The organism is Myroides sp. N17-2, assembly GCF_002286775.1.
Classification (GTDB): domain Bacteria; phylum Bacteroidota; class Bacteroidia; order Flavobacteriales; family Flavobacteriaceae; genus Flavobacterium.
Genome location: NZ_NSGJ01000058.1, coordinates 1 through 13,312 on the forward strand (window position 1 = coordinate 1; position 13,312 = coordinate 13,312).

12 protein-coding genes, 2 tRNA genes and 1 pseudogene are annotated in these 13,312 nt (G+C 32.2%); 6 read left to right on the forward strand and 9 right to left on the reverse strand.

Annotated elements, in window-relative coordinates:
• A pseudogene (locus tag CF599_RS19990) lies at positions 1-95 on the forward strand (transposase); the annotation flags it as partial.
• Positions 96-192: 97 nt separating this feature from the next.
• On the opposite strand, the gene CF599_RS17340 reads toward CF599_RS19990, so the two are convergent.
• The 3 genes from CF599_RS17340 to CF599_RS17350 form a co-directional block, all read right to left on the reverse strand.
• Positions 193-265: transfer RNA gene (locus CF599_RS17340), tRNA-Met, on the reverse strand.
• A gap of 133 nt (positions 266-398) precedes the next feature.
• Positions 399-1,001: an NAD(P)H-dependent oxidoreductase gene (locus CF599_RS17345; RefSeq protein ID WP_121967221.1), complete on the reverse strand. Its 603-nt coding sequence runs from the start codon at positions 999-1,001 to the stop codon at positions 399-401.
• Between the two features lie 241 nt (positions 1,002-1,242).
• A tRNA-Met gene (locus tag CF599_RS17350) sits at positions 1,243-1,316 on the reverse strand.
• A 147-nt stretch (positions 1,317-1,463) separates the two neighbouring features.
• On the opposite strand from CF599_RS17350, the gene CF599_RS17355 reads away from it, so the two are divergent.
• Both CF599_RS17355 and CF599_RS17360 read left to right on the forward strand, forming a co-directional pair.
• Complete coding sequence (locus tag CF599_RS17355) at positions 1,464-1,850, forward strand: START-like domain-containing protein (protein ID WP_121967245.1); 387 nt, start codon at positions 1,464-1,466, stop codon at positions 1,848-1,850.
• Between the two features lie 56 nt (positions 1,851-1,906).
• Positions 1,907-2,749 carry an aminotransferase class IV gene (locus tag CF599_RS17360; protein WP_121967222.1) on the forward strand — a complete coding sequence of 281 codons (843 nt, stop codon included), beginning with the start codon at positions 1,907-1,909 and terminating at the stop codon, positions 2,747-2,749.
• A gap of 20 nt (positions 2,750-2,769) precedes the next feature.
• Here the strand turns inward: CF599_RS17360 and CF599_RS17365 are convergent, their stop codons facing one another.
• The 5 genes from CF599_RS17365 to CF599_RS17385 all read right to left on the reverse strand — a co-directional run bounded on the left by CF599_RS17365 (position 2,770) and on the right by CF599_RS17385 (position 7,413).
• Entirely contained in the window at positions 2,770-3,336 is a 567-nt protein-coding gene (locus tag CF599_RS17365; protein WP_121967246.1) for a YqgE/AlgH family protein, read from the reverse strand.
• 105 nt (positions 3,337-3,441) lie between these two features.
• Positions 3,442-3,726, reverse strand: coding sequence for an HU family DNA-binding protein (locus CF599_RS17370; protein ID WP_121967223.1), 285 nt, complete (start codon positions 3,724-3,726; stop codon positions 3,442-3,444).
• A gap of 166 nt (positions 3,727-3,892) precedes the next feature.
• The gene (gene fmt, locus CF599_RS17375) at positions 3,893-4,837 is read right to left on the reverse strand and encodes a methionyl-tRNA formyltransferase (protein WP_121967224.1); all 945 of its coding nucleotides are present in this window, start codon (positions 4,835-4,837) and stop codon (positions 3,893-3,895) included.
• Positions 4,834-6,726, reverse strand: a complete 1,893-nt coding sequence (locus tag CF599_RS17380; protein ID WP_121967225.1) for an ATP-dependent DNA helicase RecQ — start codon at positions 6,724-6,726, stop codon at positions 4,834-4,836. The genes fmt and CF599_RS17380 overlap by 4 nt, the downstream gene beginning before the upstream one ends.
• 153 nt (positions 6,727-6,879) lie before the next feature.
• Positions 6,880-7,413, reverse strand: coding sequence for an AAA family ATPase (locus CF599_RS17385; protein ID WP_121967226.1), 534 nt, complete (start codon positions 7,411-7,413; stop codon positions 6,880-6,882).
• A gap of 119 nt (positions 7,414-7,532) precedes the next feature.
• Here CF599_RS17385 and CF599_RS17390 point away from each other — a divergent pair, with 119 nt between their 5' ends.
• From CF599_RS17390 to murA, 3 genes are all read left to right on the forward strand, one after another.
• Positions 7,533-7,817 carry a DUF493 family protein gene (locus CF599_RS17390; RefSeq protein ID WP_121967227.1) on the forward strand — a complete coding sequence of 95 codons (285 nt, stop codon included), beginning with the start codon at positions 7,533-7,535 and terminating at the stop codon, positions 7,815-7,817.
• 90 nt (positions 7,818-7,907) lie between these two features.
• Positions 7,908-8,618 (forward strand): DUF4290 domain-containing protein, encoded by a 711-nt coding sequence (locus tag CF599_RS17395; protein ID WP_121967228.1) that lies wholly within the window; start codon positions 7,908-7,910, stop codon positions 8,616-8,618.
• Positions 8,618-9,931 (forward strand): UDP-N-acetylglucosamine 1-carboxyvinyltransferase, encoded by a 1,314-nt coding sequence (gene murA / locus CF599_RS17400; RefSeq protein ID WP_121967229.1) that lies wholly within the window; start codon positions 8,618-8,620, stop codon positions 9,929-9,931. Before CF599_RS17395 ends, murA begins: the two co-directional genes overlap by 1 nt.
• Positions 9,932-10,852: 921 nt before the next feature.
• Here murA and CF599_RS17405 read toward each other — a convergent pair.
• Positions 10,853-13,291, reverse strand: a complete 2,439-nt coding sequence (locus tag CF599_RS17405; protein ID WP_254050356.1) for a DUF5686 family protein — start codon at positions 13,289-13,291, stop codon at positions 10,853-10,855.
• Between the last annotated feature and the right edge of the window lie 21 nt (positions 13,292-13,312).

Genomic DNA, 13,312 nt, shown 5'->3' on the forward strand with positions numbered 1-13,312 from the left:
CATTTAATGCCAAAATTAAAGCATTCAGGGCTCAATTTAGAGGAGTAAGAGATATTGACTTCTTCTTATACAGATTGACTAAACTTTATGCATAAACACAACTTTTGAGATTGATCCATAATAATACCTAGTAGTGAATAGAAAGGTATAGGAACAAAAAAAGGAGACTTTTATAAAAAGTCTCCTTTGTAGTAGCGGGAACAGGACTCGAACCTGTGACCTTTGGGTTATGAGCCCAACGAGCTGCCTACTGCTCTATCCCGCGTTATTGTGGTGCAAATATAGTGCTAATTAATATCTGTGCAATAGTAATTTGGTTTTATTTAGTTCTTTAACACATTTTATTTCGTAAGTAATTGTATTTTAATTATTAGTATTTTATTGTTAACATATTGTTTCTAGAGTAAGCTATCCTGGTAAGCATAATTATCAACTTCCTTTAGCCAAAATGCTCTATCTTCATAAGTAAGATTATTCATCGGACCTATAAATGTGGTGTCTATAGTCTGTATACCGCAATAGGCAAGTATTCCATCTCTAAGCTGTATTAGGCCGCTTGATTTATAAATATCAGTGTAGATGTTTATATCTAGATCACCTCCAGTGGTAATAATACGTGCTGTTTTTCCTTTAAATAAGCCAACTGTCTCCCCATCTGGATTGTGTGTAAAAGCAATTCCAGGTAAGAAAGCTCTATCAAAGAATCCTTTCATAATAGCAGGTAATCCTAACCACCATAAAGGATGTATCCATACTGTATGATCACTCCAATTAATGTATTCTAGTGCTTTTAAAAGATCTGGTTCTAGTTCTGTTCTTTTTCTATATCCATATTCAAGATTAGGATTGAAGTCTAATGAATGTAGCGCTAAGTATTTTATTTCTATGCTGTCGTTATCTTTTAAAGCATCTATATAAGATTGTGCAAGTGCTTCATTGTAGCTTAAAGAGTCAGGATGCCCATTGATAACTAGTATTTTTTTTGTGGTAGTATTTGCCATCTTTATTGTTTGATTAGAGAGCAAAATTAGAATTACTAACTAGGTTATAGTAGGTAGATTTTTATGGTAATTAGGTATGATTTATATAAGAATGTCTTTTAATAGGGTAGGAATATAAGTGTTGAGAGAAGTCTGAAATAAAAGAATACCACAACAAATGGTAGAATGTACTTTTATAGTAAGTATAAGTGTGTAAACAAAAAAAGGACATAATCGATAGATTATGTCCTTTTACCTCTTGTAGCGAAGACGGGAGTTGAACCCGTGACCTCAGGGTTATGAATCCTGCGCTCTAACCGACTGAGCTACCTCGCCATTTTATTGGCCTACATTACTGCTGTAATGCGGGTGCAAATATAGAACAAAAAGTTTATAATGCAAATGGGGTTGGTTAAAAAAAAATATTTTTTTATTTAGAAAATATGTTTATATTCGAAAAAATTATAAATGTTAAAAAAGGTTATGAAAGAAAAATACGAACTAGAATTTTCGATTAATTCGTCTCCGCAGTTATTGTATCAGTATATTTCTGATCCTTCTGGATTAAGTGAATGGTTCGCTGACAATGTAAATTCACGTGGTGAAATATATTCTTTTATTTGGGGAGACTCTGAAGAAAAGGCTCGTGTTGTGACTCGTAAGACTGATGAGAGAGTGAGATACAGATGGTTAGATGAAAATGACAAGGAAACTGAATACTTTTTCGAATTAAAAATTCACAAAGATGAGTTGACTAAAGATGTTACTATTACTGTAACTGATTTCGCTGAACCAAGTGAGATTAATGAATCAAAACAACTATGGGAAAATCAAATAATGGACTTAAAACAAGTGTTGGGTTCTGCATAATTCCATAAAATATAACTTATATTTGCCGTTAATAGTAATCAGAAGAAAAGAGAAATATGATTAATGTTAACGGCAAAATTGTTTCTACTAGTGAAATATTAATAGAAAACAATAGAGGTTTTCTATACGGAGACGCTGTCTTCGAAACAATTAAGGTTTTAGATAATAAGGTTCTCTTCTTAGAGGATCATTATTTCCGATTAATGTCTTCAATGCGTATCCTTCGCATGGAGATTCCTATGGATTTTACAATGGAGTTCTTTCAAGAAGAAGTTCTGAAGTTAGTACGTGCTTTGAATACACCTGTGAGTGCAGTTAGAGTACGTTTTAACGTGTTTAGAGATGCTAATGGTAAATACTTGCCATCTGACAGAAAGATTGGTTTTATGGCTTCAGCTGAAGTCTTGAATGTTAGTGCATATACTCTTAATAGCAGTGACTATGAAATAGAGCTATATAAAGATTTTTACATAACAGCACATTTGTTATCTACGCTTAAGACTAATAATAGATTGGTAAATGTTACAGGAAGTGTGTTTGCAGAAGAAAATGGCTATCAAAACTGTCTGTTGTTAAATGATGCAAAGAATATTGTAGAGGCATTAAATGGAAATATCTTTATTGTAAAGGATAAGGTAGTTAAAACGCCTCCAGTAAGTGATGGTTGTATAAAAGGTGTAATGCGTAAGCAAATTATAGAGCTTCTTCAAAAACATACCGAATATACATTTGAAGAAGGAGTTATATCTCCTTTTGAGCTGCAGAAAGCAGATGAAATGTTTATTACTAATGTTATTGTTGGTGTACAACCAATCACAAAATACCGCAAGAAAGAGTATGTCAATACACTAGCTAGCGATTTGATTAATAAATTAAATGCTAAGATTAGATTAATGTAAAATCTAGTCTATGTGTTATTCTAATTAAAGTTAGGGTTTTCAGGTGCATTTAACCATAATGAATATTTATTTCCCAATTTTGCAAGAGAGTTTTTCCAAAGGTCTTTTGGAGATTGGGAAAAGATATTCTCCGTTCCTAGGTGATTAGATGTAACCCAAAAATTATCTTCTATTTCGTTTTTTAACTGATCACAATCCCAACCAGAGTACCCTAAAAAGAATCTTATATCACTTTTGTCTAATAGTCCTTCGGCTAAAAGCCTAGGTAACTCGTCAAATTCAACTCCCCAATACAAATCATCAACTATATGTATACTATCTGGTATTAACTCTGGTTTAGAGTGAATATAGTATAGTCTGTTTTTTTGTACTGGCCCACCATCATATATAGTAAATGAGGATTCAATGTGAGGAACTAAATCACCAACAGTTAAGTCTAGAGGCTTGTTTAGGATAAATCCTACAGATCCATCATTATTATGCTCTGTAAGTAGTATTACAGCCCTAGAGAAAATAAGATCATCAGTATTAGCTGTAGGTAGTGAGATAATTTGATCTCCACGATGTATAGAAATTGATTGAATCATAAATGACAATAAAAAGATATTTACTTCTAAGATATAAAAAAACCTCATTTAATAAAAATGAGGTTTTATATTTTAGAAAAGTTTCTAATATTACTTCAAGTAATACTATTTTTTCTTTTTGTTTACAGCGTTTTCTAATTCAGAACCAGCTTTAAATTTCACTACTGTTTTAGCAGCAATTTTAATTGTTTTTCCAGTTTGAGGGTTTCTTCCTTCTCTAGCAGCTCTTTCAGATACTGACCAAGATCCAAAACCAACTAAAGAAACTTTTCCTCCTTTACCTAAAGTAGTTTCAATGTTTGATAAAAACGATTCTAATGCTTTTTTAGCTGCAACCTTGCTGATTTCAGCATCTTTAGCAATTGCATCGATTAATTCAGTTTTGTTCATAATAATTTTTTTTAAAGGTTAACTTTATTAACGTCCTTATACAAATTTAGGGTAATTCTCTAATAATGCAAGTCTTTTCGATAAAAAAAAATAAAAAGTTGATAAATCAAAGCTTATTAAAAGCTAAAATTAGTCTTAAAATTATAAATCACTGAAATACAATATTTTAAATTGCTATTGTGTTATCGCTAAATGTTACTCCATTAAGTAAGTCATTGGCTTTCATTGGCTTTTTGCCAGGGAACTGAAGTCTTAAAATATTGATAAAACCATTTTTGACAGCTATTTTGATTTCTTTCTTGCTAGAAATTAACTTGCCAAGAGGATAATTATGAGTATCTTCTTCATAGCTAGCTTCATATATTTTTACATTCCACTCATTGTCATTGTCTTTAATAGTACACCAAGCAGTTGGATAGGGGCTAAGACCTCTAATAAGATTGTGGATCTGATTTCCTTCTTTTGTGAAATCAATCTTAGTATTGTCTTTGTTTAATTTGTAAGCGGTTTTAGTTTCTTCTTGGGGCTGAGTTGCAGTAGTAGCTTTATTATTTTTAATTAGATCTAAAGTTTCTATTACTGTTTGCGCTCCTAGTACCATTAGTTTGTCATGTAATTCACCTGCATTTTCATTGGTACCTATTGATGTTTCCTTTTTTAAGATAATTGCACCAGTATCTATTTTTTCGTCAATGAAGAATGTAGATACTCCTGTTGTTGTTTCCCCATTTATGATTGCCCAGTTAATAGGAGCTGCTCCTCTATAGTCAGGTAGTAAAGAAGCATGTAAATTAAATGTACCGAATTCTGGCATCTTCCAAACAACCTCAGGTAACATTCTAAACGCTACAACTACATGTAAATTGGCATTGTAGCCTTTTAATTCTTTTAAGAATTCTTCGTCTTTAAGGTTAGTTGGCTGTAGTATCGGAAGTTGTTTTTCTAAAGCATATTCTTTTACTGCTGAGTATTTTAATTTTTGACCTCTACCAGCTGGTCTATCTGGAGCAGTGATTACTGCCACTACATTGTATTCATTAGTATATATAGCGTCTAGGATTCCCACCGCGAAGTCAGGTGTTCCCATAAATACGATTCGCAAGTCTTTCATATCGTTGTATATTGATTTTCGTTATTGATTTTTATTTTATTTTGTTCTAGCAGTACTTGGATAGAATAGATAATATCTTCCTTATTAATTCTGTGGTTTATCTCAAGGTCATTTATACTTAAAGGTGAATGATTAAGAAGTTTGTAAATAGTCTCTATTACGCTAGCGGATGTGGGTATGGCAGTTTTTCTTGACATGCAAGTAGAACATGTACCACAGTCTTCTTTTTTTTCTTCATCAAAGTATTCTAAAAGTATTTTGTTTTTACAAATGTCTTGGTTTTCAATATAAAACAAGAGTGATTTATATTGATTTACTTTCTGTTTGTTCTGCTGTTCTAAGTAAGGAAAAGTTCTATATAATGTTCTGTCTTCTTCCCAAGCTTCATTAAAGATTACTGTAATGTCATTTTCCTCCGGTGTATAATTACAGAGATTTTGATCATGACAAGTTTTTAAGCAATCAATAATGTTTTCTATTGATTCTCCTGTATGTTGTTCTATTAGCGTTAAGTCTATATCGTGTTCATATTCGTGAATACCAGTATAGGTTCTCAGGATGAAGTGTATGATGTTTTCATAACCTTCATTGTCATAAGTGATATCAAGTATCTCGCTACTAGGTGCTGTAAATACAAGTTTTGTTTTGTTTTTGTTATCTTGAGTTAATCGAATAACGCCTTGTCTATCTAAGAATTGTAATGCATTATATGCTTTTCTATGTAAGAATTTGTTGTGATTACAAAACTTGTTGAAGTTAAAACTATACGTACAGTTATATCCTTCACCATAAGCTATGCTTAGGAAGTTATTGAGTTTTCGATAGATCAGTTTTAGGAATTCTTTGTCAAATAAACTTGTTTCAAACATATCACTATTCTGTTTGATTTCCTGTGTAGTGACTAACATAGAAGCAAATGCTTTATTGCCATCCCTACCTGCTCGACCAGCTTCTTGATAGTAATTCTCTATGTTTTCGGGAATCTGTATATGGATAACGTTTTTGACATTCTTTTTGTCTATCCCCATCCCAAATGCGTTAGTTGCTACTATTATAGGTGTTTTTTCTTCTATCCAATCTTGCATCCTTTTTTTCTTCTCAATGATAGAAAGACCACCGTGGAAGAATGTAGCTTTGTGATTAAGTTGGTTTAATTGAGCAGAGAAGAAGTACGCTTCTTTTCTATTTCGCACATAGATAATAGTAGGGGCAGGGTTTTTTTGTATAATGCGGAGTACAGTGTTTAATTGATTCTCTACTTTATATACTCCATAAATTAAGTTTTCACGCAAAAAACTTTTAGTAAAAACCTTCGGATTGTTTAGTTTTAAATTATCACAGATATCCGCAACTACTTTTTTGTTTGCTGAAGCTGTTAAAGCGATTATAGGAATAGTAGGGAATAAGTCACGCAGTTTTCCTAGCTCTAGATAAGAGGGTCTAAAATCATGTCCCCATTGCGAAATACAGTGAGCTTCATCTATGGCGATTAAGCTAATCTTTAACTTCTCAATGCGGTCTAAAATCCACCCTTGTTTTAAGCGCTCAGGAGATACATATAAGAATTTATAATCCCCATACATACAGTTGTCAAAGATAGCGTCTATCTCATGCATAGGCGTTCCTCCTATAATAGAAGTCGCCTTGATATTTAGTTTGTTTAAGTTATTGACCTGATCTTCTATTAATGCAATTAATGGCGAAACAACTAAACAAGTGCCTGGTTGTAATAAAGCGGGTATTTGGAAGCAAATACTTTTACCGCCACCTGTTGGTAATAGGGCAAAGGTATCTTGCTTATCTAGAACAGAGTTTATGATATCTTGCTGTGGTTCTCTAAAACTATCGTAGTTCCAGTATTTTTGAAGAATTTCGATTGGTGTAGTCATGTTCTAGCAGTAATATGTAAATACGGTAACGAATTTACAAAATTAGTTGTAAAGAAAAGGGTTATAGTTTGTTTACTATAACCCTTTTAACAATAACTTAAAATACAATTGACTTGCGTCTATATGTGATCTAAAGTTTAGTCCGTAAGTATATTAAATTTTACCTATGATAAAATCTATTCTTTTTTCTACTGTATCACGCGGCACCTCTATCAAATCATACCCATAGTTTTTATAAGTAGAGATAAGGTGTTCATGTATTTGGCTTGCTTGTTCGAAATTTTCGTAGCGTTGTTCATCACTTTGATAAATTGATTCCCAAGGCGGCAATAAGAAGATTTGATGATAAACATGGTTTTTACATGCTACATCAAAACTTTCGGGGTATTTATCTCCTGTGTAATGCATGTATGCTAATACATCAGGTATCCCTCTATCAATAAACACTAAATTAGCAGATTCTTGTACTGCTTCATTATGTTGTTCTATTCTTCCTTCTAAAAGTAATTGACTGAATAACAGGGGTTCTGTTAGAAATAATTGATCAATACCTTTTTCTTGAGCCTTTTTTGTAACCGCACGCGATATTTCTGGATAGCAAACATATCCTTTGCTTGTTAGCTCGTTAATCAACGTAGTTTTACCAGAACCTGGGCCTCCTATGATTAAGATTATTTTTGTGTCCATTTTGCTGTAAATATCAAAGGTGCAAAAGTACAATAAAATGTCAGCTACAAAAGACTTTTAACTACATCTTTTGAAATTAATAGCGGTTATTTTGATTATATTTGCCTAATAAAAACGATATGGACGATAATACAATTGAATTTTATAAGAGATTAAAAGAACAGTTAGAGGATGATAAAACTTGGCCAAGACCATACTTGTATAAGTTTATTGTACCGGGTGATGCAGAGAAAATAGCGAGAGTTGAAGAGGCTTTCGACGGATCTAATGCGGATATTCAAATTAAGAATTCTAGCACAGGTAAATTCTCAAGTATATCTGTTAAACTTATGGTTAATAGCTCTCAGGAGATTATTGACAAGTATATCGCTGTATCTACTATCGAAGGAATTGTTTCTTTATAGTTCTTTTTTTTCCTATTTTTAAAACAAATTACTTTCTAAGTGCAAATACAACTAATATTTAGTCGTATTCCAACATAATAGCTTATACATATGAAGTTTGATTCCAAAGAAGCAGTAACTCATTTAGAGTACAATTCCCTGAGAAAACCATTAATTATACCTGAATATGGTCGTCATTTACAAAACTTGATTGACCATGTGCGTAATATTGAGGATAGGGAAGAGCGTAATAAAGGAGCGAAGTACGCTATTAGCGTTATGGGGAGTATGAATCCTCATCTACGTGATGTACCTGATTTTCAACATAAGCTTTGGGATCAATTGTTTATGATGTCTGAGTTCTCACTAGATGTTGATTGTCCTTTTCCTATAGCAACTAAAGAAACTATTTTTTCTAAACCAGAAAAATTAGGTTACCCTCAGAATCACCCTAAGTATAGATTTTACGGTAATAATATTACCTATATGATTAATAAAGCTATCGCTTGGGAAAGTGGTGAGATGAAGGATGCTTTAATCTTGGTGATTGCTAATCACATGAAGAAAAGTTATTTGAGTTGGAATAAAGAAACGGTAAAGGATGAAGTAATCTTTGAGCATTTATATGATCTTTCTAACGGTAAGATTAATTTGTTTAAGAAGGAAGAAGAGCTTTCTACCACTGCTAATTTAATGCAGGTGAATAAAAAGCAGTCAAATAAAGCAAATTACACGAATAACAATCAGAAGAGTAATTCAAGTAGCAACAATACTAACAAGAAGTTTAAAAGTAATAACTATCATTCAAAAGGTAAGAAGTAATGAATACATTTAAGATAGAAGGAGGAGTTAAGTTAAAAGGAGAGGTTTATGCACAAGGAGCTAAGAATGAAGCATTGCAAATCTTATGTGCAGTATTATTAACACCAGAGAAGGTAGTATTATCTAATATTCCTAATATTATAGATATTAATAAATTAATAGAACTATTAGGTAAATTAGGAGTGAAGACTGAAGATCTTGGACCAAACAAGATGTCTTTTCAGGCAGATGATTTAAACTTAGAGTATCTTACCTCTGATGGTTTTAAGAAAGACGGTAAAGCTTTAAGAGGATCTATTATGATGGTGGGACCTTTATTAGCTCGTTTTGGTAAAGGATATATTCCTAAACCAGGAGGAGATAAGATAGGTAGAAGAAGATTAGATACTCACTTCGATGGTTTTATCAAGTTAGGTGCTACGTTTAGATATAATAGAGAAGAATATTTCTACGGTGTAGAAGCTGAGAAGTTAGTAGGTGCTGATATGTTATTAGACGAAGCATCTGTGACAGGAACAGCTAATATTTTAATGGCAGCAGTATTAGCAGAAGGTATTACTACTATATATAATGCAGCGTGTGAACCTTATATTCAGCAGTTATGCAAGATGCTTAACTCTATGGGAGCTAAGATCCAGGGAATAGGGTCTAACTTACTTACTATAGAGGGAGTAACGGCATTAAAAGGATGTGAACATACAATGTTGCCAGATATGATCGAGATTGGTTCTTGGATCGGTTTAGCAGCAATGACTCAAAGTGAGATTACTATTAAAAATGTAGGTTGGGAGCATCTAGGGGTTATTCCTAATACGTTTAGAAGATTAGGTATCACACTAGAGAAGAGAGGGGATGATATTTATATTCCTGCTCATACTAATGGATATGAAATACAAAATTATATCGATGGATCTATTCTAACGATAGCTGATGCGCCATGGCCAGGACTAACACCTGATTTATTAAGTGTTATCTTAGTAGTAGCAACACAGGCTAGAGGGGAAGTGCTTATCCACCAAAAGATGTTTGAAAGTAGACTTTTTTTCGTTGATAAATTGATTGATATGGGAGCTAAGATTATTCTTTGTGATCCACATAGAGCAGTTATTATAGGTCACGATTTTAAATCACAATTAAAAGCGACTAAGATGTCATCACCTGATATTCGCGCAGGTATCTCTTTATTAATAGCGGCATTATCTGCAGTAGGAGTAAGTGAGATACAAAATATCGAACAAATCGATAGAGGATATGAGTCTATAGATGATAGATTAAGAGCATTAGGAGCTCATATAGAGAGAATAGAAGACTAAAATTATCTAGTAATAAGAATATAAAAGGCTAAGTTGTAATCTACGACTTAGCTTTTTTTGTATAATGAAATTGGCGTGATTGCATAACACTTGCATAGTTTTACCCTTTGTTATGTACTCACTATACTATCATATTACTGAAGTCATAATCCTCACTTGACAATTTTAATTTATAGTAAAAAACAAAGAGGGGTAAAATATTTTGGTTTTTAATATGTATCTTTGCAAAGCATTGATTTTAAGTATTCAATAGCTTTTTTTAGGCCAATCTTCTAGGCTAAAATTTGAAAATTATCAGAATTACATATATTAATAGGTGAGATAGGTATTTTTATGCAGTCTTGGTTCGATTGTGTCCATAGTGAGTCCATAATGAGTCCATAGTGAGTCCATAATGAGTCCATAGTGACTCCATTAAAACAGCCTTTTTAATGGAGTCACTATGGATGCACGATACTGTTAATATACTATCATACAAGTCGACATAGCCACTTCATAGCTAGGAATTAATAAAATTAGGTAGTTTCTTTTTTTTTGAGGTAAGTGATAAGATATATAATCCATAAATGAATTAAAATCATTGATTTCTAGTGGAATAGAAATTGGAATATAATGCAAATGTATGAAAGTAAATGGAATATATAAGAATGGAAACTGACTTAAACCCGGAATCAGTGATAAGCAAATACTACGAAGTAGAATAGCTTTGTAGTATTTGTCTAATGTAGATTTTGAGTCTAATCTGTTAGTTACTTGTGTGACTGTATTTTTTATTGCGGTCGTTTGGGTTATGCATTTTAGCTTACTGTATAGGTAAGCTTAGATTTGTTGTGACTGATTAATTGTATGTTGTGTTTTTTTGGGAAGTGCTAAAAAAAGACTTAAACACCGTAAAAGACTCTATATAAAGATAGACACCTATTACTTTTGGATTAAGTCTAGTACTTTTATACCGAATACAAAGCCAAATTTCTTAGGAGCATCAGCTGATACAGTATGGAAGAAGTCAATACGGAATGGTCTAAACTTACCAAATCCGAAGTTATTTAATCCTATACTAAACTCTCCGTAAACATCTTTATCAGGGACATTAAGCATATGGTACCCCATCACTAGTGAATACCTAGTCTTATTTAATAACGGTATTTTATTCATTATGTAGCCTCTAAAGTCGTGTTCTAGGTGAAACTCCACATATGATTTGTTAGTGCTAAACTCATAATAAGGAAGTAAGTTGAAGTGTTTATTATATACTGCTGATGAACCTATAAATGTTTTATTTCCATTAAAATGCTTATAATCTGTAAAAGCAATGTCATTCTGTTCTAGATATTTACCCGCAGATAGACCTACGTATAGATTACCTATTTTACCAATGTTATCGTTATACTGTGTAGCAAAAGACACGTAAGTATAGTTGTAATTACTCGTAGTAGCGTTTAGTGTCTTATCTAAATTTAATGTGATAATAGGATACTTCGATGTTGGTAAATATTGCTTAGAACTTGGGTATGATATGATCTTTTGATCAAAGATTATATTCATAGCCATATTCAGTTTAAAGATAGAATTATCTATAAATGGAGCCGTTTCAAAATCATTTGGATCTAATGGATTATTAGAAGTAAAGTCTTTATGAGGCGCAAAGGGCGGACTTTGCATACCATTACTAATGACTTTTCTATGCGCATACTCAAGTGTTCCAGTAAACTTAAATTTATTGAATGCATATTGCTCATACTTTAATTGTAAAAAGCTTTTTTGAAAATATTTGGCGTAGTTTTTTCCGAAATAGGCACTAGCGATTGAGTTAATAGGTGTCTTTATAGGATCATCTTGATTAAACTGTAAGATAGTACTACCTCCCGTTAAGGTTAGGGTATTATAATTTATTTGATTGAATATATGTGAAGCATATCCAGAGACTCTAAACTTGTTTTCTGATGTTCCATAATTAACGATTGTACCTAATTTAGTTAGTGAGTTATCATCTTGAATTTTTGCATAATCTAGCCCTGTTGTTACATTAAATCCTTGGATAGCATTAAAGGCAAAAGTTTGTATTAAACCTCTATATGTGATAGAAGTATTGTTATGTGAATTTATATGTTGATATCCTTTGACTAATTTAAACAATGTGAAATTATTAGTTCTTTTATCAATAGAATCTAATGTCGCTTTAGTTGTTTCTTGTAGTTTTAATTCTTGCTCATTATATGTAGCCAATTCTTTTTTCGTAAGAGGATATGGTCTAGTATTTTGCCAATAACTATCAGGTTGATTTAAGAAGTTATTAGAGTATTGGATTAGTTCGCTAGAGAACTGTTTTTTATTTAGATTATTATCTACTTGATAATTGTTATAATGTGCCTTAAAAGAACCTATATAATCAAATACAAGGAATTTTCCCTTTAAATATAGGTTTTGTGTTTCTTTAAGATATAGATCTAGAGAGCTGTTATATTTGTATTCTTGTGTAACTACTAATTGCTTTACGTTTTTAAGCCCTATGTTTTCCCCATTCATAGCAGCGTATAATTGGGTTATCTGCCATTTATCACTTGTTAGAGATAATGTCCCTTCCATAATAGGCTCTCTATCTCGTTTAGGCGTGAAGCTTATCGTGTAGATATCATTACCTAAGTTATCTAGCTCTTTACTTAATAACTTAAAGTAATAATAGGTCTTTGCATAAGACATTAGAGGAGATATCACATTGATCTGAGTGGATACACCCTTGTTATATAGGTTGATGTCACTATCCGTGGCGGTTAAGAAGAATAAGTCTTTTGATTTACCTATTTCATTAATAGCATTTACTTTCTCTTTATTATAGTCCTCATTTAAAGTAGTGCGTTTAGAAGTTAACTCACCTAAATAGATATAGTTATTAAGGTCGGTAAGATCTAATGAAGGGTCTAAATCTTTTCTTTTTTGACCTAAAAAAGTTTGTCTACCAGATATTAACTGTAGATTTCCTTTTGAGTAAAAGTCAACATTAAACTTTTGTAAGTTATTACTTCGTTTATTTTTACTAGCTAGGTCCATAATGAATAAGGCATATTCATCTTGCGGATTATCATAGAATATATCTGTGTCTTTAAGGGAAGTAAGAACAATATTCCAAGTGTTTTTCTCTGCTTTAGAAGGGGAATATTCTAGTTTTCGGATGGCATATCCCTCTTTTTGCACATATAGTTGTTGTCCGGATTGTATTTCTATATGAAATATACCGTTTGTGTTAGTTGTCGTTTGGTGATCTGTTTTTTTTACAAATACTATTGAGTTTTCTACAGGAAGCCCTTTAACATCAGTGACTCTTCCTATAATAGAATAAGATTTTTGAGCATAACCATGCATAACTAATAGTATTAGTAGAGT

Bases quoted from the DNA above. Each gene is read 5' to 3' on its own strand.
- CF599_RS17345 (WP_121967221.1), bottom strand. From the start codon at position 1,001: ATGGCAAATACTACCACAAAAAAAATACTAGTTATCAATGGGCATCCT.
- CF599_RS17355 (WP_121967245.1), top strand. From the start codon at position 1,464: ATGAAAGAAAAATACGAACTAGAATTTTCGATTAATTCGTCTCCGCAG.
- CF599_RS17360 (WP_121967222.1), top strand. From the start codon at position 1,907: ATGATTAATGTTAACGGCAAAATTGTTTCTACTAGTGAAATATTAATA.
- CF599_RS17365 (WP_121967246.1), bottom strand. From the start codon at position 3,336: ATGATTCAATCAATTTCTATACATCGTGGAGATCAAATTATCTCACTA.
- CF599_RS17370 (WP_121967223.1), bottom strand. From the start codon at position 3,726: ATGAACAAAACTGAATTAATCGATGCAATTGCTAAAGATGCTGAAATC.
- fmt (WP_121967224.1), bottom strand. From the start codon at position 4,837: ATGAAAGACTTGCGAATCGTATTTATGGGAACACCTGACTTCGCGGTG.
- CF599_RS17380 (WP_121967225.1), bottom strand. From the start codon at position 6,726: ATGACTACACCAATCGAAATTCTTCAAAAATACTGGAACTACGATAGT.
- CF599_RS17385 (WP_121967226.1), bottom strand. From the start codon at position 7,413: ATGGACACAAAAATAATCTTAATCATAGGAGGCCCAGGTTCTGGTAAA.
- CF599_RS17390 (WP_121967227.1), top strand. From the start codon at position 7,533: ATGGACGATAATACAATTGAATTTTATAAGAGATTAAAAGAACAGTTA.
- CF599_RS17395 (WP_121967228.1), top strand. From the start codon at position 7,908: ATGAAGTTTGATTCCAAAGAAGCAGTAACTCATTTAGAGTACAATTCC.
- murA (WP_121967229.1), top strand. From the start codon at position 8,618: ATGAATACATTTAAGATAGAAGGAGGAGTTAAGTTAAAAGGAGAGGTT.
- CF599_RS17405 (WP_254050356.1), bottom strand. From the start codon at position 13,291: ATGCATGGTTATGCTCAAAAATCTTATTCTATTATAGGAAGAGTCACT.